Here is a 17,375-nt window from a genome sequence, read left to right as displayed (position 1 = left end):
CGCCTACCTGACACCGCAGTCATGGACGTTCTGGCAGGGCCCGCCCTGCTCGGCCGGCGACTCGATCCGCCCGCCCGTGGCGGATAGCCCGACCACCCGGAAGCGGTCCGGGTTACGCAGCACCATGTCGATGGCCTGCGTCCCGATGGAGCCGGTGGATCCGAGGATCACCAACTCCCTCGGGGCGTCGGGATCGGCCGCGATCGTCGGCTCGAAGCGCAGGTGGGCTTCGGCCATGGTGGTGCCGAGGGCCACGGTGTCCCAGTCGTCCCAGGGGAGCCGCGCTTCCTGGACCGCGGCGCAGAAGCGGCGCCATTCGGCCGACTGGGGGTGCGCACCGTCCAGGAAGTCGAGCAGGAAGTCCCGGCGTTCGCGGGAATCGGCGGTGTCGGCGGGGAGTCGGCCGATGTCCGCACTCCAGGCGTCGAGCTCCTGGAAGGGGAACTGGTACGTGTTGCCCGCCAGTTCGACGGTGAATCGGGAGTGGGCCACGACGAAGCAGGCCTGGCGGCAGATTCGACGAGAAGGGCCATGTCGGGCTGCCGGCCCTGGACCGGGGACTCGCGATAGAAGCTGTGGGCGCGGGGCAGTTGGGTGCCGAGAGCCTGCCGCGCGGGTTGCTGCCGCGCACACGACAAAAGGGTGGTTCGCCACCATCTGCGGGTGGACGGGAGGGGGTGCCGGTCGTCCACCCGGGGGTGGTGGTGGGGAGTTCGGGGGCGGCGGAGCCTGGAGGTATGGATTCTCTGCATTCGGCAACCGTTCTGCTCGTCTATGTCTGTGTCGCCGTCTTCTGTGCGGCTTGGATCGCGGGCGTCCTGTACTTCGCGGTGGTGGGGCATTCCGGTCCTGGTGGCTGGCTGCGCGGGTTGCGCCGGTCGTTGCTGCGCCGGGTCCTGCTCGGCGTCGGCGTCTACGTTCTGCTCGTGCTGTTGGATCGGACCCAGGGGTTCTGGCGCCATCTGCGGTTCTGGCAGCCCGAACTCGCTTTGGTGGGGGTGGTGTTGGCGGTCTGTTCCACTGCCCTGCTGCTGTGGTCCCGGTGGGTGCTGGGCACGATGTGGGCCAGTGTCCCGGCTGTCCAGGAGCATCACGAACTGCGGACCGACGGTCCGTACCGGATGGTCCGGCACCCCATCTACACCGGCCTGCTCGGTCTGATCGGCGGGGGCATGCTGGCCAACGGCTTCGGCGTGTGGATCGCCTACGTCGCGGCGGCGGTGCCGTGGCTGCTGCTGAGGGTGCGGGCCGAGGACGGCATGATGGCCGGGCAGTTCGGTGCGGCGTACGAGGCCTACCGGGCCGGCGTTCCGGCGCTGATCCCGCGGAGCCTGCCCCGGTCGGGGCGTGCGCGGTGATCCGACCGGTCGTCCATGCCCGATACCCGATACCCGATGTCCGACGCCCGGTACCCGGTGGGCGGGGGCGATGGCGGCGTCGGGCCGAAGGCAGGGCGAGGCGTGTGCCGCCGGGGCCGGGCGGCCGTCGTCGGCCGTCGGCGGCCCGCGGCGGTGGCAGGCCTGCCAGTGCGGTCCGTGGCCGTTCGTCGTCGGGGCAGCCCGTGCTCGCACGGCACGCCCTGCTCCACCGGACCCACGATCGCGGTCTTCGCGTCAAGTCCTGTATCTCTTGGCCGGGTTCAGGGTGAGGCGAAGGCCGTACCGCCGTCCCGGGAGCACTCGGGGGATTGGTCGTCGTGGCCTGGCGCCAGGGTGTCCGCCCGGGTCATGCCCCCGGGGCCTCCGTCGCGGGCAGGCACTCGGCGAGCAGGTTGACGACGTCGCGCCAGGCTCGCTGTGCGTGCTGTGGGTGGTAGCCGACGCCGGGGACCGTGGGGTGGTCGACCGGGGGGTGGTGGAAGGCGTGCAAGGCACCGCCGTAGACCGTGAGGCGCCAGTCGACTCCTGCGGCCTGCATCTCGGCGGTGAACGCGTTCCGTTGCGCGGGCGGCATGATCGGGTCTTCCGATCCGACCCCGGCCCACACCGGGCAGCGGATGCGCGCCGCCTCGCCCGGCCGGCCCGTGGTCAGTGCGTTGACTGTCCCGATGGCGCGCAGGTCGGCGCCGTCGCGTCCGAGTTCGAGCCCGATGGCGCCCCCGGTGCCGTAGCCGACGGCGGCGATCCGGTCGGGGTCGGTCCGCGGTTCGGCGCGCAGCACGTCGAGCGCGGCACGGCCGATGTCCCGCATCCGGTCCGGATCGGCGAGCAGCGGTATGCACCGGGCCAGCATCTCCTCGGGGGCGCCCAGGTAGCGTCCGCCGTGAAGGTCGAAGGCCAGCGCTGTGTATCCCAGCTCGGCGAGAGCGTCGGCCCGGCGGCGCTCGACGTCGCTGAGCCCCATGCCCTCCGGTCCGAGCAGCACCGCGGGCCGGCGGTCGACGCCCGCCGGGACGGCGAGGTAGCCGGTCATCGTCAGACCGTCCGCCGGGTACTGGACCGTGCGTGTCGTAATCGTCCTCATGGGACCGGACTGTAGTGATTGTCGGGCCCGGTCCGGCCGGTGTTCTGCCGCGGGCAGAACAGTGCGCATGTCCCTCCGGAATGCGGGGGCTGGGCTCGGGGCTTCGGGATCGTTCCGTTGCCCCTCGGGCGGGTGTCTCGATCACACCTCCGGTAGCCGTGCCGCCGTTCCGGCGAGCCGGTGTGCTGCGGCAGCCGGCGCCCCGGCCGTCACCGGTGCTGCGGTGACGGCCCATCAGGGATGGTGCTCATACGGTCGGGCCGACCAGGCCGGTCAGGGCCAGGTGTGCGCGTCGGGCGGTGCGCTCGGCGCGGCTCCTGAGGCGGAGCGCGCGCAGGAGGCGGTGCTTCTCGGCCTCCCGCAGGCGCTCGTCGATCGTCGCCCGCGCTACCTCGAGGTGGTAGGTCATGGTGCTCCCCCTGTCTGCGGGTGATCCGTCGGTATCACCGCGATACCGACCCTTCGGGCCACCCTCTGTGCTTCAGACTCTACACCCAAGTACGAGGCAAGGCCTTGTATTTAACGTTCTGTTCAAGAAGATGCCTTCTGATCGAAGGCTTTGATGTCGATCGGCCCCCAGGTTCCGCGTTGCGGTATGTCGGTGTCGGGATCCCTGCCGGGGATGCTCGTCGAGATCGACGCGGTCGCCGTCCGGCCGACGGCGGCAGCAGCGGGCTGACCCACCCACGCGCAAAGGCCCCACCGGCCGACGGGATCCCTCGCCGTACCGCCTTCTCCGGATCCGCGTCCTCACCAACGCCGTTGTGTTCGGCTGTTCGGCGGCTGGTCAAGTCCCTGACGACGAGGAACGGGGGCCTCTGGTGGATCACTTGTGCCGAGCAAGATGATCAAGACCCAGGGGTCCCGTCGCAGGAGACATCCGTCATCACCCGGACCTGCGCCCTCTCCGTCGGGATCCACGTCATGGAGGACGGACGCGCATCACGCCGCCGCCGGTCGACGCCACGGCGTTGAAGTCCTAGTTGTATTCGAACCAGGTCAGGATGGCCTTCACCCGGCGGTTGTCCTCGCCGGAGGGCATGCCGAGTTTCAGGAAGACGTTCCCCACGTGTTTGGCCACGGCGGCGCCCGAGAGGAACAGCTCTGCCTCGATCTCCGCGTTGGAGCGGCCTTCGGCCATGAGGGCGAGTACCTCCTGTTCGCGGGCCGTGAGCCGGGCGAGCGGGCCCCGTGGCGGGTCGGCGCGGGTGACGTGGCGGACCACCTCGGGGTCGATCACCACTCCGCCGTGGGAGACCGTCTCGACGGCCCGCAGGAAGTCCGCCACTCTGCCCACCTTCTCCTTGAGCAGGTAGCCGACTGCCCCGTCGGCGCCCGGGCCGTTCAGGAGTTCGCGCACATACGGGCCCGTGACGTAGGCGGAGAGGACCAGGACCGGCAGGTCCTGGTGCCGCGACCGAATGTCGATCGCGGCCCGGAGTCCGTCGTCGGTGTTCCCGGGCGGCATGCGGACATCCGTGATCACCAGGTCGGGGGCGGCTCCGGCTGCGGCGAGATCGTCGACAGCGGCGACCAGTTCGTCGGCGTCCTCGCATTCGCGGATCACGTCGTGGGCACTGGAAACGAGGATCTCCCGGATTCCGGCGCGTATCAGCAGACTGTCGTCCGCCAGGATGATTCTCACAATCGATTTCCCATCGCTTTTCCCTGTCGAATTCCGTCACCACGGGGGTTGGGCCGGGGCGGATGCCACGACCTCCGTTCCGCCGCCCGGCGGGCTGATGATTTCGAGGTTCCCACCGACGCTTCGCATCCGCTCACGCAGCCCGGAGAGCCCGGATCCGGTGCTGATCCGCGCGCCGCCGGCGCCGTCGTCGCCCACCCGGACGCGGACGCCGCCCTCGGTGCACCGCATCTCGATCCGGGCGCTCCCGACGCCCGCGTGCTTGGCGATGTTCGTCAGGGCCTCGGAGACCGTGAAGTACACGGCCGTGGCGATCGGCGAGGACAGCCAGGCGTCCGTACCGGTGCTGGTCAGTTCGACCTGCAACGGTGATCTGGCCACCAGTTCCCGGACGGCGGCGACGAGACCGAGATCGCTCAGTTCGCTGGGGTGGATGTCGCGCACCGTCTCCCTCAGCCGTTCGAGCGCGCGTTCCGCCTGGGCCTGGGCCTGGCGGGCCAGCCGGACGATCCGTTCCTGGTCGGTGGCCGTCGCCGCGGCTTCCAGGATTCCCAGGCGCATGACGAGGGCGACGAGTTCCTGCTGGGCGCCGTCGTGCAGGTCGCGCTCGATGCGCCGGCGTTCGTTCTCGAAGGCCGCCGTCAGTGAGGCCCGGCTGGAGCGGAGTTCCTCCAGTTTCGCGAGCAGGTCGGGGTTCCGGCTCCCGGAGAAGGCCCGCAGGAGCAGGTCGCGGAGCAGGGAGACGCCGGCCAGCGCGCCCACGGTGACCGCACCGAGGGCGATTCCCGCGGGCACCGCCACGAGGGTTTCCCACAGGGCGGCCGGGGTGAACGGGCCGACTTTCGCGGCGATGCCGAAACCCCAGAAGACGGGGGAGAAAACCAGCGCCAGGGCGCCGACGAATCCGAAGAAGCCCACCAGCAGTGAGAGCGCGGACAGGAGCGCGGCGGTGACGAACACGGGGAGGTCGGTCCTCCATACCGACCGTGCCCGCAGCCGACCGGCCACCCACTGCGGCCAGCTGCGGTCGGCGGGTCGCAGCGGCATCGTCCGGACTCCGCACCACTGCGCCCTGGAGCGGTCCAGTTCGGCCACCACCGGAACCGAGACCGGCGCGGCGAGAACGGAAATCAGGAGAATCGGAAAGGCGGCCGCTGCGACGAATTCGGTCAGCAGCCTCCGGGCAACACGAATCTGCGCCATGATCAATATTTTCGCACAGTTCGGTCCGGTCGGGCGGTAGAGCCAAGTCTACCTTCGACAGCAGATCAGGCACCCGTGCACTCCACCGGCCGGCCCTGCTTTCCTGGATTCATGCCATTTTCCACTGCCGCTCCCGTGCCGTGCATTCGTTTGCGCGGCCTTCGGACGGAATTCCCCATTCCCGGCCGCCGGGGCGAGACGATGCGCGTCCTGCACGACATCGACCTGGATATTCCCGAAGGCCGGCTGACCGCCGTCGTCGGCCCCTCCGGTTCGGGCAAGTCGACGCTCCTGCTCTGCACGGCCGGGCTGGAGCGGGCGACCGCGGGGTCCGTCGAGATCCTCGGGACGGACGTCCGCTCACTCAGCCCCCGCAAGCAGGCCGCGTTCCGCAGCGAGAACATCGGCTTCGTCTTCCAGGAGTACAACCTCGTCAGCTCGCTGACGGTCGAGGACAACATCGCCCTGCCCGCGCGGCTCGCCGGCCGCCCGGTGCCCAGGGCGCGGGTCGAGGACGCCATGGCGCGGCTCGGCATCGCCAAGCACGCGCGGCGACGCCCCGACCGCCTCTCCGGTGGCGAGCGCCAGCGCGTCGCGGTGGCCCGGGTGGTGGCGAACCAGCCGCGGATCGTCTTCGCCGACGAGCCGACGGGTGCGCTCGACCTCAAGTCGGGTCATGTGGTGCTCGACTGGCTGCAGGCGCTTCCCGCGCAGGGGAGCACGGTGCTCATGGTCACCCACGACCCCCATGCGGCCGCGCGGGCCGATCAGGTCGTGGTGATGGGGTCCGGGCGGGTGCACGCCGTCATCCCCGGTGGCGACTCCCGCGCGGTGGGCGACGCCGTCCTCGCGGCGCAGTCGGCGGACGAAGCGGGCGGGGAGGAGTCGTGATCCGGCTCGTACTGTCGGACATCCGCCTGCAGGCGTCGATGTGGTGCTGGACGCTCCTGTGCGCCACGGTCGGCGCGGCGTGCTCGGCGGGCTCGGCCATCGCGATGTTCACCGCCGTCTCGGCGGCGCGGGCGGCGGGTGACGCACGGATGGTCTCCGCGTCGACCGCCCTCGGCGGCAACATCGTCTTCTTCACCGTGCTCGCCGCCGTGGGCATCGTCGCCTCCGCGGTCGGCCTGACGCTGACGACCCAGCGGCGCGAGCACGCCCTGTGGGTGATCCTCGGGATTCCGCGCCACCGGGTCAGGCGCATCCTGCGGACGGAGATGGTGGTGCTGGGCGCGGTGGCCGGCGCGCTGGCCGCACCGCTCGCCCTGCTGGTCGCGGGTGTCACCCTCGCGCAGTGGAAGGGGACGGGCCTCGAACTGCACGGGGCCTCGGCCGGGTTCCGGTTCTGGTACGTCGGCGTGAGCGTGCTGTTCGGACTGGTTCCGTGCCTGCTCGGGGGCTGGGGCGTCACCCGGCGGGCCGCCAGGACGCCGGAGATGCACGCCTTCCGGGACGTCTCCGATCCTCCGGCGCGGCCGGGCGTGGCCCGCGGTGGCCTCGCCCTGTGCCTGCTCGCCGGCGTGGTCGGGATGTGGGTCCCCGGCCTGGGCCTCGAACTCAAGGGCGGGCTCGCCCAGCGGACGGCCTTCGCGTTCGCCGGGAACCTCTTCCTCGTCTGCCTGCTGCTGCTGATGGGGCCGTGGGTGCTCACCCCGCTGATGAAGCTCTGGACGGCGCTGGTGCCCTCGCGCGGCGTCGCCTGGCACCTTGCCGTGCGGTCGTGCCGGGCCCGCGCGACGAGGAGCGTCACCACGGTGCTGCCCTTCGCGCTCTCCCTGTCGTTCGTCGGCCTCTTCATGGTGATGGGGAAGGCCATGCCCGGAGGCAGCGCCGGGCTGGACAACATCCTGGTCGTGCTGGGCTGGGTCTTCGTCGTGTCCTGGGTCGGGGGCCTCGCCGTGATCGCCCTCGTCGGGCGGGAGCGCGCCCGTGACTCCGCCGTCGTGACGGTGGCCGGCGCGCGGCCGGGCGTGGTCACCCGGTCGATGGTCTACGAGGGGGCGATCTACGCGGGGACGGCGATCGTCTTCGGCGCGCTGTTCCTCGCCGTATCCGGTCTCACCATCGCCCTGGGAGCCCGGACCGACGTCGTCCGGGTCCTGGCGGGCCTCCCCTGGGCCACGCTCGGGGCGCTCGCCGCCGGGACGCTGGTCACCACCTGCCTCGCGCTGGTCCTGCAGGCGGCCCGGGTGTCGCGCACGGTCGCGGTCCGGGCACTGCGCCCGTGAACCGCGGGGCTGCAACGTCCACCTGCGCCTGGCCGCCGTGCCCGACCTGGTCGACGTGCAGAGCAGGGACGGCAACGTCGAACCGGGCCTGCCGGAATCGACGTACACGGTCCGCACGGCCGCGAAGAAGGGCGACGTCACCGTGAACGTCGCGAAGGACAACGCTGGCGGCCATTCCGTGGCCGTCCGGACCCGCAACGGAAGCATCGCCATCGGCAAGGGCGGAAAGTCCTAGCCACCGCGCAGCAACCAGGCCGCAAGCGTTCGATCGAGCGCGAAAGTCGAAGTCGAACAGGAAAGAACGAATGTCAAGCAACTCCCTCGCCGGAACCAGGACACCTCGGGTGCGGCGGCGTACAGCCCTGGCGCTCGCCGCTTCGATCACGGCCGCCGTGGCGATGACGGCGTGCTCCCACGACTCCACGGACAACTCGGCCTCTCCGGCACCGGGCGCCACCCGGGTGAGCGCCGACCTGCAGAAGCTCATGAGCACCGAGCCGTGGTCGTCGGGCCAGTGGGGCCTGCAGGTCGCCGACCTGCAGACGGGGAAGGTCGTCCAATCCAAGGGCGCCGATTCGCAGTTCATGACCGGTTCGACGGCCAAGACCTTCGCGGTCAGTGCCGCGCTCGACGTCCTGGGTGACGACCACCGCTTCCGTACGCCCGTGGTGCACTCGGGCACGGTCTCCGCGGACGGGCGGCTCTCCGGCGATCTCATCCTGGTCGGGAGCGGCGATCTGGCACTCGGCGGTCGGACCACCGCGTCAGGCGGACTGGACGTCCCCGACTTCGACCACTACGACGCCAACGCCGTACCCGGCATGGCGACCATCACCGAAGAGGATCCGCTGGCGGGTGTCGACGAGCTGGCTCGACAGGTCGCGGCCAGTGGAGTCCGCCACGTCGACGGCGACGTGGTGATCGACAACCGGCTCTGGGATCCGGTGTCGATCGGCGGGGTGCCGGTCACTCCGACCATCGTCAACGACAACCTGATCGACGTGCTCATCACGCCGGGCGCACCCGGCGAGCCGGCCAAGGTCGACTGGCGCCCGAAGACGGCCGCGTTCGCCGTCGACGCGCAGGTGACGACCACACCCGCCGGAAGCAAGCCGGCGGTGACGACCGAAAGCGTGAGCCCTGGTCACATACGGGTCCGGGGTTCCGTGCCGGCGGACGTGAAGGCTCCCTTCGTGACGACCTACCAGGTTCCCGACCCGGCGGCGTTCGCCCGCACAGTCCTCATCGAGGCACTCGCCAGAAACGGCGTCAGCGTCTCCGCCCCCTCGCTGGGAGCGAACCCCGACAGCAGGCTTCCCCCGTCGGCGGAAGTGAACTCGCTGCCCGTATCGGCGACCTACACTTCCCCGCCCTTCAAGGAGTACGCGAAGCTGATCAACAAGGTCAGCCACAATCTCGGGGCGAACCTTCTGCCGCCGCTGATGGCAGCACACAACGGGCAACGAACCTATGCGGACGGCATGAAGACCGAGAAGGAGTTCCTCGCCCACGCGGGTGTGGATCCGAATTCGGTGAGCCTCGTCGATGCCCAGGGCCTCCCCGGCGACAAGGCGACGCCGACTGCCCAGGTGGCGCTGCTGCGGCACCTGGCACGACAGGACGACTTCGACGTCTTCTACGACTCCATGCCGAGCATGGGCGTCGACGGTTCGCTCGCCGACGTCATCGCGCGCACCGATCCCGCCGCAGGACACATCCGGGCGAAGACCGGCACCCTGGTCAGTTCCTACCAGGGCAAGCTCGCTCTCGGCACGAAGGCCCTCGCGGGCTACATCGACGCGAAGGACGGCCGCCGCTACGCCTTCGCGATCTACGTGAACAACATTCCGGTGCCCAGTGACTCCGTGAGCGATGCCATCGACCTCGCGCTCAAGGCCAACAAGCAACTGGGAGCGATGGCCGCCACCCTCTACAAGTCGCCCAAGGCGTGATGGGCAGCCCCAGCAGGTGATCGATCCGGCAGCCGGAGACCAAGGCCGTCGCGTCTACCGGCGGCGTGACGCGCGTCCTCGGGCGCGCCGTGCGTCCGAAGGGCCTCCCGGTGCCGGGTGTGCGCCCTGTCGGCCATCGGGGTCGGCGGGCCGGATCCGGGGGTACGGCCCGTACGAGGACGAGCGGAAGCGGTCGGCACGAAGCCCCGGGACCGCCCTTGGCGGCGTTTCCGGGGCTTCCGGGGCTTCGTCGTGCTCAGCGGGTGGCAGTGGGCTCCGGGAGCCGTCGCGACATGTTCATCTCCTCGACGGTGGCGACCAGCGGGGCCAGCTCGGGGTTCTTGGCGGCCTCGTCCAGGGCCTTCCGGAGGGCGGCGTCGTTGGTCGGCCTGGCCGCTTCCAGGAGTTCCAGGCCGGGCCCGGTCACGTCGGTGTAGATGCCGCGGCGATCGGTCGCGCAGAGGTAGCGCGAGAGCAGGCCGCGGTCCTCCAGCCGGGTGACGAGGCGGGTGGTGGCGCTCTGGCTGAGCACCACGGCGTCGGCGACCTGCTTCATCTGCAGGTGCCCGCCCTCCCCGTCGTGCTGGCGGCTGAGTACGTCGAGCAGCGAGTACTCGCGCAAGCTCAGGTCGTGCTCGGCCTGGAGGGTGCGCTCGATGTGCGCCTCGATCCGGCCGGCCAGGAGGTAGAGGGCGGCCCAGCCGTTGGCGAGGGCGGTCAGCGCGGGGTCCGTGGCGGTCATGGGTGCGGCTCTCCTTCCAGGTGCTTGCTCTCCAGGATAAACCCTTGCGCATAATATCTGCTAACGCACATATCCAGCCTTTGCAAATATCTGCAGGGTGGGCCCGGCCGGGCTCACCGTCGCCAACATCGTCGGCGTGCCGCTGGGAACCTTCGTCGGCCAGACCGTCCCGGACCTCACCGACCACGCACGCCTCGCCCGGCCCGTCCGATCCGGCTCGGCCTCAGCATCGGGCGCAACGCCCTGATCGAGCACCTGGAGACCACGGGCACTGTTCGGGGTCTCGCACGTCCCCTTCAGCCTGCGGCCCGACGACCGGCCGGTGGGGGAGCTGCTGCAGGAACTGGCGGAGCCCGTCCTGCCGTGCTTCCCCGCATCCGACGCATAGCGCTCTTTCGTTAGCCAGCGTCTGCAATTATTGGTAAGGCATATGCATATAAGGTGCGCTCGCATCAACTGAGTGGCCCTTGCCCCCCGCACCCCGTTTCAATATCGCGGACACGGACCCGGCCGCCACGAGATCAATCTCCCTCTCAGAGAACGCTACCCGGAAGCCTTGAAAAAGCCAGGATTGCCTCATTCAGCTCAGACGCAAGAAGTCCCCGATTCTCCTGCACGAGTCGGCGAACTTCATCGGCGGGCCCCTCCCGTTCCGCGCTCATCCTAAACCTCTCCCAGGCTTCGAACGTGCGACGCGTATGCCTGGTCAAGACATCGGAAACAAGAGATTGCTCGCGAAACGTCAAGCCCCTTCCTGGGGAACGGAGATAGAGCTGTGCGTTCTCGGCAATAAATCTCCCCACCAGTACGCAAAGCTCATGCCCAAGGAAGTCGCAGGACAGCATGGTGATAGCCAGATTCAATGGGGCCGAGGCTGCCGGCTCCCGCAGAGAATCCGGAACCTCCCACCTTTCCCTCTGCTCATCCAACCACTCCCACCCCTCGGGCCAGTTCATCTTCCATCCTTCTCGCTGTCAGCCGAAGCGGGCCAGTAGCCACGCTCGCACCTCGTCATTATGCGTCGGGATTTCACTTGTGCCGCCCGCCCGCAGTAAGATATTCAACCTTGCCCCGGCAAACCATGGGCGGGATAGGCACCTCTTTCCGTTTTGTACATAGCGCTCTCAACGGCCGCCCGCCCGGCCGTCTTGCCCCGCCCCGCCCTGCAGCGCCGGGCCCCGGCGGGTGGTGACGGAACCCGAGTGTCGCGGTGCCCGCCCCGGCTTGATTCGTGGTGGGAGGTGCGGGTCCTGCACGTGAGGCTCTATCCGGCGCGGGGCCCTGTGAGCGTCACGAGGCGACTATTCGGACCAGCCGGGCCGCCTCCTTCCGGACGCGACGGGGTGCGGTCGAGGCCGTGAGGGCGTCGAGGCCAGGCAGACGGAGGACATCTGCCGGCCGCCCGTTGCCCACGTGACGTAGCCGTGCTGGGCGGAGGCGGATGCGGTGCCGGCCGTACTGAGGATGAGACAGGAGCAGCGGCTGCTGCCGCGAGCGACTTCTTGAGACGGCTGATCATGGTTCCCCCCTGCGTCAGCGGTTAAAGGCAGCGCCGTCGTGCGGCTCGGAGGTCATCTCCCGTGTCGTCCCAGCCGGATGGCACCCGACCTGTCCGGAAGGGGTCGTCCAGGTTGTTCTGGCGCTTCTCGGGATTCCTTACCGGAGTGCTCGTTGGCGCGGCCCTCACTGTATGCGGGCAGTCCGCCGGGACAATCTGCAATGCGGCGGCAGTTATCCGATCTGCGTCGCCCCGTCCGCGGCTTTGGAAAGTGTCTGCCGGCGGTGCTCCCGAGGCGAGAGCCCATGGGCCGCTTTGAATGCCCGGCTGAACTCGGAGGCGCCAGGAATGCCGCAACGGACACCGATGCCGTGGATCGGCACGCTGTGCAGGGCGGGGTCGGCGAGGTCGCGGTGCGCCTTCCGGAGCCGCTGGCGGCGGATGAACGCGGAGACGGTCTCCCCGTCGGAGTAGCGTGTGAAGAGGCGGTGCAGGTAGCTGACCGAGATGCTGTGCGCGGCGGCGACCGTGGGCGGGGTCAGCTCGGGATCGTGCAGGTTGGCCCGGATGAATGCCCGAATGCTCTCTACCATGGCCTGCTGCCGCGCCTCCGGGTGCAGCGTGTTCTCGACGTCGAGCTCCCGGGCGATCCACGCCGACACCAAGTCGACCACGACCATGCCGAGCCGGGACGCCTCGGCGGGCTGCAGCGACGCGGCCCGGCGCTCCAGGCTAAGGAGGAAGTCCGCCAGCACCGCACCCGTGCCATCCCGGCCGGAGAGCCTGCGACCGAGGAGGTCACGCACCCGGTCCGGCGATACGGGTAGCTGCGAGATGGGCAGGTCGACGCTGATCCCGGCGGCCCGGGGGGCCTCTTGACCGGGGACTTGGGCCCCGCAGAATCGGCCATCGTAGGGGTGCGAGCTGTCGATGAGCCACAGATCTCCGACGCCGTGCGTCTCCCGCTGGTCGTCGCCACCAGCGAGAGCGTGGCTTCCGGCTGTCAGCAGGGTCAGGTGGTACAGCTCTTTGTCCGAGCTTCGGATCATGCGCTCGCTCCGCCTGAACCGCGCGGACGGGAACGACGTTGCCATCAGCTGTGCCGGCCCCATGTCGAACAGCCGCAACTCCGCCGTGAAGGCCTCGACATGGGCACTGGTCGTCTCAGTCACCCGCGTTCGCCCCACCAGGTCCCGCCAACGCTCGAAACGGCAAGATGCTGACAAGCCGTCATCCTGGAGCGCGCTCTGCTCTTGCACGGACATCCCGCCCCCTCCGGACATACCGTCCTTGCCGAACCGGCAAGGCCCTCCCCGATGCCATTGTCACGCCATCCTCAAGGCCTGCGACAGCCCAGCAGGGGGCTACCAGGGTCAACACGCGGGACGGGGAGGACCGGATCGGCGTGCCGCTCACCGGCATCCCGAGACCGTCACCGGCTGTCGGGAGCGCCGGATATCCCGGAGAGGCGGCAGCTGACCACGACCGACGTCCGTGAGCACCCGCCAGAGCCTTGCCCAGCCCGACGACAACGACGACCAGGCCGACGCCGTCGAACCACCGCAGTCGTCCCGGCCGGGCCGGAGCGCGAACCGACGTGGCGCTGCCAACCCGAACGGCTCGACCACCGCACTGCGGGCCGATGTCCTCGGCGTGCTCAGTGTCCTCAAGGTCGTACGGCCATGGCCACGGCCCGCCCCACCCGCGTAGGCCGCGGGAACGGCCGCCGGGGCCGGGGGTCCCGCAGAGGGCGTGGCGGGTCGGGGCCGGAAATCTGTTCGGTCACGGACCGGATGGTGTGTCAGGATGCCCCCGTCCCGTCGCTGCCCTGGGGGTTGGTCCTGATCATGCGTCGCTCAACCGTGCTCGCCGTCGCCCTCGCGGCGCTCTCCATCGCCGGCCTGGCAGGCTGCGGGGAGGACCCGGCACCGGCCGCCGTCTCGACCGCCAGCCCGGTCGCACGCACCGCCACCGCCGCGCCGACGTCCCAAGGCGCGACCACCACGACCCCCTCGTTCCCGGCCCCCACCACGGCGGGCGGGGCGATCGACCCCGCGCAAGCGCTCGCGCTGGCGGGGGAGACGCCGTACGCGGCCACCCAGGACTTCACATCGGGGGGCGGCCCGGTCACCACGACCGTGAAGGGCCGGGTCAACCTCAACGGCCCCGTCCGCACCGGCCGGCTCGACGAGAAGGTGAAGTCCGGCCCCGTCGGCGTCCTCGGGGGCGACAGCGACGGCCCCACGGTCATCGTCGGCGACGACGGCAAGACCTACACCAAGGGCGACAACGGCTGGAGCATCTCCCCGCGTGGAGACCGGATCGCGGACTACCACGCCTATGCCACGCTGCTGCTCTCCTTCGGCCCCTCCGCTCGCAAGGGTATGGAGGACTGCGCCGGCACGCCGTGCTTCCATCTCTCCGGCAGGGTGGACCTGGAGCAGATCAGGGCCGTAGAGGCCTCGCTCTACCAGACCCTGAAGGCCAAGAACGCCAAGGAATTCCAGCTCGACCAGTGGATCGACGCCCAGGGCCGCACTGTCCGCTACGACCGGCTGGTCGAGTTCGAGGGGCTTCAGGTGCGCACCTCGGGCGCCTTCCGGGACTTCGGCCCGGTCGAGAAGGTCGACGCCCCGCCCCTGGGCGGAGCGGCCGGCCCGGGCACCTGACGGACCGTCTCAGAATCGGGATTCCCTGATGGTCACCTTGGAGGCTGTCCCGCAGCCGGTCCCGGAAGGCTTGGAGTCCGGGTGAGCCGGCAGGTCAGAGCATTGGTGGCGGCCGATCCGGATGCCTTGATGCCCCGCCCCGCCCGGGCTGGGCATCGGGGTGCGGGTGCCGGTCAGGGCTGCAGCCGCATCCATCCGCCCGCCCGCCCCGGGTACTGAGCGGGTGCCACACCGGGGCAGCCGGGCCGTGCTGAGGCAGGTTCCCGATGCGGGCGGCGCCGGCCGGGACGGCGGCGAGCATCTCGGCGGTGGCCGGGTTCTCCTCGGCGGCCGGGCGCAGGTCCGCCACCGCCGAACGGACCCCAGCGGCCGGAGTGCCGACCAGGACCACCAGTAGTCGGGGGAAAGATCGCCGGCGCCGCTCCCTCGCCCGGCCCAGGGCCCTCCGGGCCCGCCCGCTCCCTCCACGTCGGCAAGGTCGAGCGCTCCTACGGCTTCACCCGCCGGGGCGTAGGGCCACGCGACAAGCGGGTGGCCGGGATCCCAACTCCCGCCATCCATCCCTCGGCGGATGGTTAATCCCTCTCAACCCCGGGTACCTGAGCAGGGCGCTCGGCCAGTACGAGGAATTCCCGCCCCGGCCTGGCTGGTGGCTGTACGTGCCCCTGCTGGAGTGCCCCTGCCGCGAGATCCTCGGCGCGGCCGACGAGATCGAGGCGATGCTCCCCGCCCTGCCACCGCGCGCCCGTCGCGAATTGGGGCGGGTCGCCGCCGGGCTCGGCACAGAGTTCGAACGGCGCACGCTGCCGGACCCGTACGCCGCCTGGCGCCCGTCCTCCGCCCGGCCCGACACGTCGAGGCGGTCATGGTGGTACCGGTGGCTGACCGGGCTGTGAGGGGCTGTCACCCCGGTGGGAGTCGGTCGTTGCTGGTCCTGCCACAGAAACCGAGGAGTGCCGGGAGAAGGTCGCCGTCAAGGCCCTCAAGCGCCTGGAGCGCTCTCGTAGGCGCCGTTCCTGACTTTCCCTCACCCGCTCGTCACGCCCGTTCCTGACCCGCCCTCATCCTGTTCCTCATCCTGTTCCTCATCCTTTCCTGATCCGTTTCGGCCCAGGTTCGCAGCGGTGGGCCGGCGCTGGTCTTGCCTGTCGCTGGAGCGGCCGGCGGTAGCTGGCCTGTCCGGTCCGAGGGGGAACTCATGGCACACCGTCATATACGTTTACTGGCTTCGGCCGTCACAGCCGGGATCCTCCTGGCCGCTCCTGTGCTGGCCGCCAGCCGCTCGGCGAGGTCGAGTGGGCCGGCGGGTGCGTCGGGCAGCGCGGCCTGGCCCGTGGGCGGTGCGACGGCGTGCGGTTCGGCGGCGTCCTTCTCCGCGGGCACTTGGATGGCCAGCAAACTCTGGGCCTCGGGCCGCAGTGCCGGGCCGAGGGCGGCGGCGGCGCTGCGCACGGCCTCGGCGGTGGCCGGTGCGACGTGCGACAGGTGCTGGGCGGTGAGGCGCAGGGCGCGTCCCTGGACGGCCGGAGCCGGGTGGGCGAAGGCCGCGCTGACGGCGGGCAGCAGTCCGTCCGCCCTGGTGGGGTCGCGGCGCAGGGCGGCGGCGGCGCGGCTCAGCTGGACGGTGGCGAGGGTCTTCTCCGGGCGGGCCAGAACTGCGGCCGTCAGCTCGGTGAACAGCTCGGCGGGGAGCCGGTCGTCCACGGGTACCAGGGCCGCCTGGGCGGTCTTGGCGGCGGTCGGTGCGCCGTCGGCAGCCAGCCGGACGTGATCGCGGGCCCGGGTGAGGACTTCCTCGGGGCCGAGCGTCAGAGCCGCGTACAGCCGGAGGAAGCCTCGCAGGTTGCCGGGCCGGTCGCCGCGCAGGAGTTTTCCGGGGCAGAGGTCGATCAGCTCGGCGCGGTCGAGCTCGCACTCGCCCGCCAGGGTGGTGAGGGCCTTGGGCCACTCGTTGTCCGGCCCGAAGCCGGCGGCGTGGGGATCGTTGAACTCGGTTCCGACGTCCGGGACTTCGAATAGGCGGGGGACGAACTCGGCCAGTCCGGGCTGGGCGCGCAGCCAGGAGAGCAGGGTGTCGTGGTGCGGTACCGGCTCGTGCAGGCCCTGTTCGGCGAGCCATTCGCCGATCTCGCGGTGGTAGGGGTAGCGGATCGAGCTTCCCTGACGCACCCAGCCGACCAGGTAGCCGTCGGTGACGGGGGAGTGCGGCGCCTGACCGGACGGCGAGGCCGTGGGTGATCAGCCACCGGCCGTGGTTGCCCCGTGCGGGCAGCCACTCGGCGAGCCGGACCGCGAGTTCACGGTGGAACGCCTGGTCGCGGTGCGGTGAGAGCAGCGCCATCAGCAGGACGTGGTGGTCCGGGTTGGTGGAACCACCGCCGGGCAGGGGCCAGGTGATGTCGAGGAGCGGGCGGGCCGTCAGCCACTCCAGGGCCTGGGCGGCAGTGGCGGAGCAGTGGATCCCGGCGAACTGCAGTGCGGCGAGCTGGTCGTAGGCGGCGGAGTACCGGTTCATGTCGCCCGAGGAGAGTTCGCGCGCGAGCTCGGCGCGGAGCTTGCGCAGCGGAGTACGCAGATGGCTCAGCTCGGCGGCGGGCACGGGGGAGAGCCGCTTGGTCACCCCCTGCGGAACCCGCGCGGCGATGAGGCCGCGCACCTCTTCCCAGCTGATCGTCCCGCTCTTGGGATCCGCCACGATGCCCCCGTCCACCAGGTCCAATCGACGTTCGTGAACATAGCGCTCCCCACTGACAACCGACGACCGCGTCCGCCGCGCCACGGGAGAAGCGCATGAACTGAGAAGCGCATGAACAACGCCTTCAGAGACAGAGCTTCGGCTCGAAGGTCCGGTCCGCGAACGCGGCGCGGCGCCGGCCACCGTGGTGGTGGGGGGGGGGGCGCGGCCGCGGCGCGCGGGGAGGGGGGGGCCCCGACCGGAGTCGGGGGGTGGGGGCGGGCGGGCGGCGGGGGGCGGG

The 17,375-nt window shown here is 70.6% G+C and carries 14 protein-coding genes and 1 pseudogene; 7 read left to right on the top strand and 8 right to left on the bottom strand.

Annotation, left to right across the window (positions count from 1 at the left end):
- Nucleotides 1-45 precede the first annotated feature (45 nt).
- A pseudogene (locus ACFQ6N_RS17160) lies at nt 46-237 on the bottom strand (1-deoxy-D-xylulose-5-phosphate reductoisomerase); the annotation flags it as partial.
- A gap of 500 nt (nt 238-737) precedes the next feature.
- Between ACFQ6N_RS17160 and ACFQ6N_RS17155 the strand changes: the two are divergent.
- Nucleotides 738-1,358 (top strand): methyltransferase family protein, encoded by a 621-nt coding sequence (locus tag ACFQ6N_RS17155; protein ID WP_380649844.1) that lies wholly within the window; start codon nt 738-740, stop codon nt 1,356-1,358.
- A 367-nt stretch (nt 1,359-1,725) separates the two neighbouring features.
- On the opposite strand, the gene ACFQ6N_RS17150 is transcribed toward ACFQ6N_RS17155, so the two are convergent.
- From ACFQ6N_RS17150 to ACFQ6N_RS17135, 4 genes are all read right to left on the bottom strand, one after another.
- Entirely contained in the window at nt 1,726-2,463 is a 738-nt protein-coding gene (locus ACFQ6N_RS17150; RefSeq protein WP_380649843.1) for a dienelactone hydrolase family protein, read from the bottom strand.
- Nucleotides 2,464-2,710: 247 nt separating this feature from the next.
- Nucleotides 2,711-2,872 (bottom strand): hypothetical protein, encoded by a 162-nt coding sequence (locus ACFQ6N_RS17145; RefSeq protein ID WP_380649841.1) that lies wholly within the window; start codon nt 2,870-2,872, stop codon nt 2,711-2,713.
- Between the two features lie 570 nt (nt 2,873-3,442).
- Entirely contained in the window at nt 3,443-4,108 is a 666-nt protein-coding gene (locus tag ACFQ6N_RS17140) for a response regulator (protein ID WP_380649840.1), read from the bottom strand.
- A gap of 36 nt (nt 4,109-4,144) precedes the next feature.
- On the bottom strand, nt 4,145-5,155 hold the full coding sequence (locus tag ACFQ6N_RS17135; protein ID WP_380649839.1) for a sensor histidine kinase: 1,011 nt from the start codon (nt 5,153-5,155) through the stop codon (nt 4,145-4,147).
- A 357-nt stretch (nt 5,156-5,512) separates the two neighbouring features.
- Here ACFQ6N_RS17135 and ACFQ6N_RS17130 point away from each other — a divergent pair, with 357 nt between their 5' ends.
- The 4 genes from ACFQ6N_RS17130 (at nt 5,513) to dacB (ending at nt 9,491) form a co-directional block, all read left to right on the top strand.
- Nucleotides 5,513-6,202 carry an ABC transporter ATP-binding protein gene (locus tag ACFQ6N_RS17130; protein WP_380649837.1) on the top strand — a complete coding sequence of 230 codons (690 nt, stop codon included), beginning with the start codon at nt 5,513-5,515 and terminating at the stop codon, nt 6,200-6,202.
- The gene (locus ACFQ6N_RS17125; RefSeq protein ID WP_380649836.1) at nt 6,199-7,539 is read left to right on the top strand and encodes an FtsX-like permease family protein; all 1,341 of its coding nucleotides are present in this window, start codon (nt 6,199-6,201) and stop codon (nt 7,537-7,539) included. The genes ACFQ6N_RS17130 and ACFQ6N_RS17125 overlap by 4 nt, the downstream gene beginning before the upstream one ends.
- Nucleotides 7,540-7,576: 37 nt before the next feature.
- Nucleotides 7,577-7,774, top strand: coding sequence for a hypothetical protein (locus ACFQ6N_RS17120; protein WP_380649835.1), 198 nt, complete (start codon nt 7,577-7,579; stop codon nt 7,772-7,774).
- Between the two features lie 70 nt (nt 7,775-7,844).
- Nucleotides 7,845-9,491 carry a D-alanyl-D-alanine carboxypeptidase/D-alanyl-D-alanine-endopeptidase gene (gene dacB, locus ACFQ6N_RS17115; protein ID WP_380649834.1) on the top strand — a complete coding sequence of 549 codons (1,647 nt, stop codon included), beginning with the start codon at nt 7,845-7,847 and terminating at the stop codon, nt 9,489-9,491.
- 256 nt (nt 9,492-9,747) lie between these two features.
- On the opposite strand, the gene ACFQ6N_RS17110 is transcribed toward dacB, so the two are convergent.
- Together ACFQ6N_RS17110 and ACFQ6N_RS17105 are read right to left on the bottom strand one after the other, a co-directional pair.
- Nucleotides 9,748-10,233 (bottom strand): MarR family winged helix-turn-helix transcriptional regulator, encoded by a 486-nt coding sequence (locus tag ACFQ6N_RS17110; protein ID WP_380649833.1) that lies wholly within the window; start codon nt 10,231-10,233, stop codon nt 9,748-9,750.
- A 1,731-nt stretch (nt 10,234-11,964) separates the two neighbouring features.
- Nucleotides 11,965-12,996, bottom strand: a complete 1,032-nt coding sequence (locus tag ACFQ6N_RS17105) for a helix-turn-helix domain-containing protein (protein ID WP_380649832.1) — start codon at nt 12,994-12,996, stop codon at nt 11,965-11,967.
- A gap of 582 nt (nt 12,997-13,578) precedes the next feature.
- On the opposite strand from ACFQ6N_RS17105, the gene ACFQ6N_RS17100 reads away from it, so the two are divergent.
- Complete coding sequence (locus tag ACFQ6N_RS17100; protein WP_380649831.1) at nt 13,579-14,400, top strand: hypothetical protein; 822 nt, start codon at nt 13,579-13,581, stop codon at nt 14,398-14,400.
- Nucleotides 14,401-15,059: 659 nt separating this feature from the next.
- On the top strand, nt 15,060-15,296 hold the full coding sequence (locus tag ACFQ6N_RS17095; protein ID WP_380649829.1) for a hypothetical protein: 237 nt from the start codon (nt 15,060-15,062) through the stop codon (nt 15,294-15,296).
- A gap of 313 nt (nt 15,297-15,609) precedes the next feature.
- On the opposite strand, the gene ACFQ6N_RS17090 is transcribed toward ACFQ6N_RS17095, so the two are convergent.
- Nucleotides 15,610-16,569, bottom strand: a complete 960-nt coding sequence (locus ACFQ6N_RS17090; protein WP_380649828.1) for a hypothetical protein — start codon at nt 16,567-16,569, stop codon at nt 15,610-15,612.
- Nucleotides 16,570-17,375 lie beyond the last annotated feature (806 nt).

Origin of the sequence: Kitasatospora sp. NPDC056446 (genome assembly GCF_042796115.1) — a bacterium.
Classification (GTDB): domain Bacteria; phylum Actinomycetota; class Actinomycetes; order Streptomycetales; family Streptomycetaceae; genus Kitasatospora.
The sequence above is the reverse complement of the archived record's forward strand: the minus strand, read 5'-3'. Positions and strand labels throughout refer to the sequence as shown.

Excerpts from the sequence above, each read along its gene's own strand:
- ACFQ6N_RS17110 (WP_380649833.1), bottom strand. The coding sequence starts at position 10,233 with ATGACCGCCACGGACCCCGCGCTGACCGCCCTCGCCAACGGCTGGGCC.
- ACFQ6N_RS17135 (WP_380649839.1), bottom strand. The coding sequence starts at position 5,155 with ATGCCGCTGCGACCCGCCGACCGCAGCTGGCCGCAGTGGGTGGCCGGT.
- ACFQ6N_RS17100 (WP_380649831.1), top strand. The coding sequence starts at position 13,579 with ATGCGTCGCTCAACCGTGCTCGCCGTCGCCCTCGCGGCGCTCTCCATC.
- dacB (WP_380649834.1), top strand. The coding sequence starts at position 7,845 with ATGTCAAGCAACTCCCTCGCCGGAACCAGGACACCTCGGGTGCGGCGG.
- ACFQ6N_RS17105 (WP_380649832.1), bottom strand. The coding sequence starts at position 12,996 with ATGTCCGTGCAAGAGCAGAGCGCGCTCCAGGATGACGGCTTGTCAGCA.
- ACFQ6N_RS17130 (WP_380649837.1), top strand. The coding sequence starts at position 5,513 with ATGCGCGTCCTGCACGACATCGACCTGGATATTCCCGAAGGCCGGCTG.
- ACFQ6N_RS17155 (WP_380649844.1), top strand. The coding sequence starts at position 738 with ATGGATTCTCTGCATTCGGCAACCGTTCTGCTCGTCTATGTCTGTGTC.
- ACFQ6N_RS17145 (WP_380649841.1), bottom strand. The coding sequence starts at position 2,872 with ATGACCTACCACCTCGAGGTAGCGCGGGCGACGATCGACGAGCGCCTG.
- ACFQ6N_RS17150 (WP_380649843.1), bottom strand. The coding sequence starts at position 2,463 with ATGAGGACGATTACGACACGCACGGTCCAGTACCCGGCGGACGGTCTG.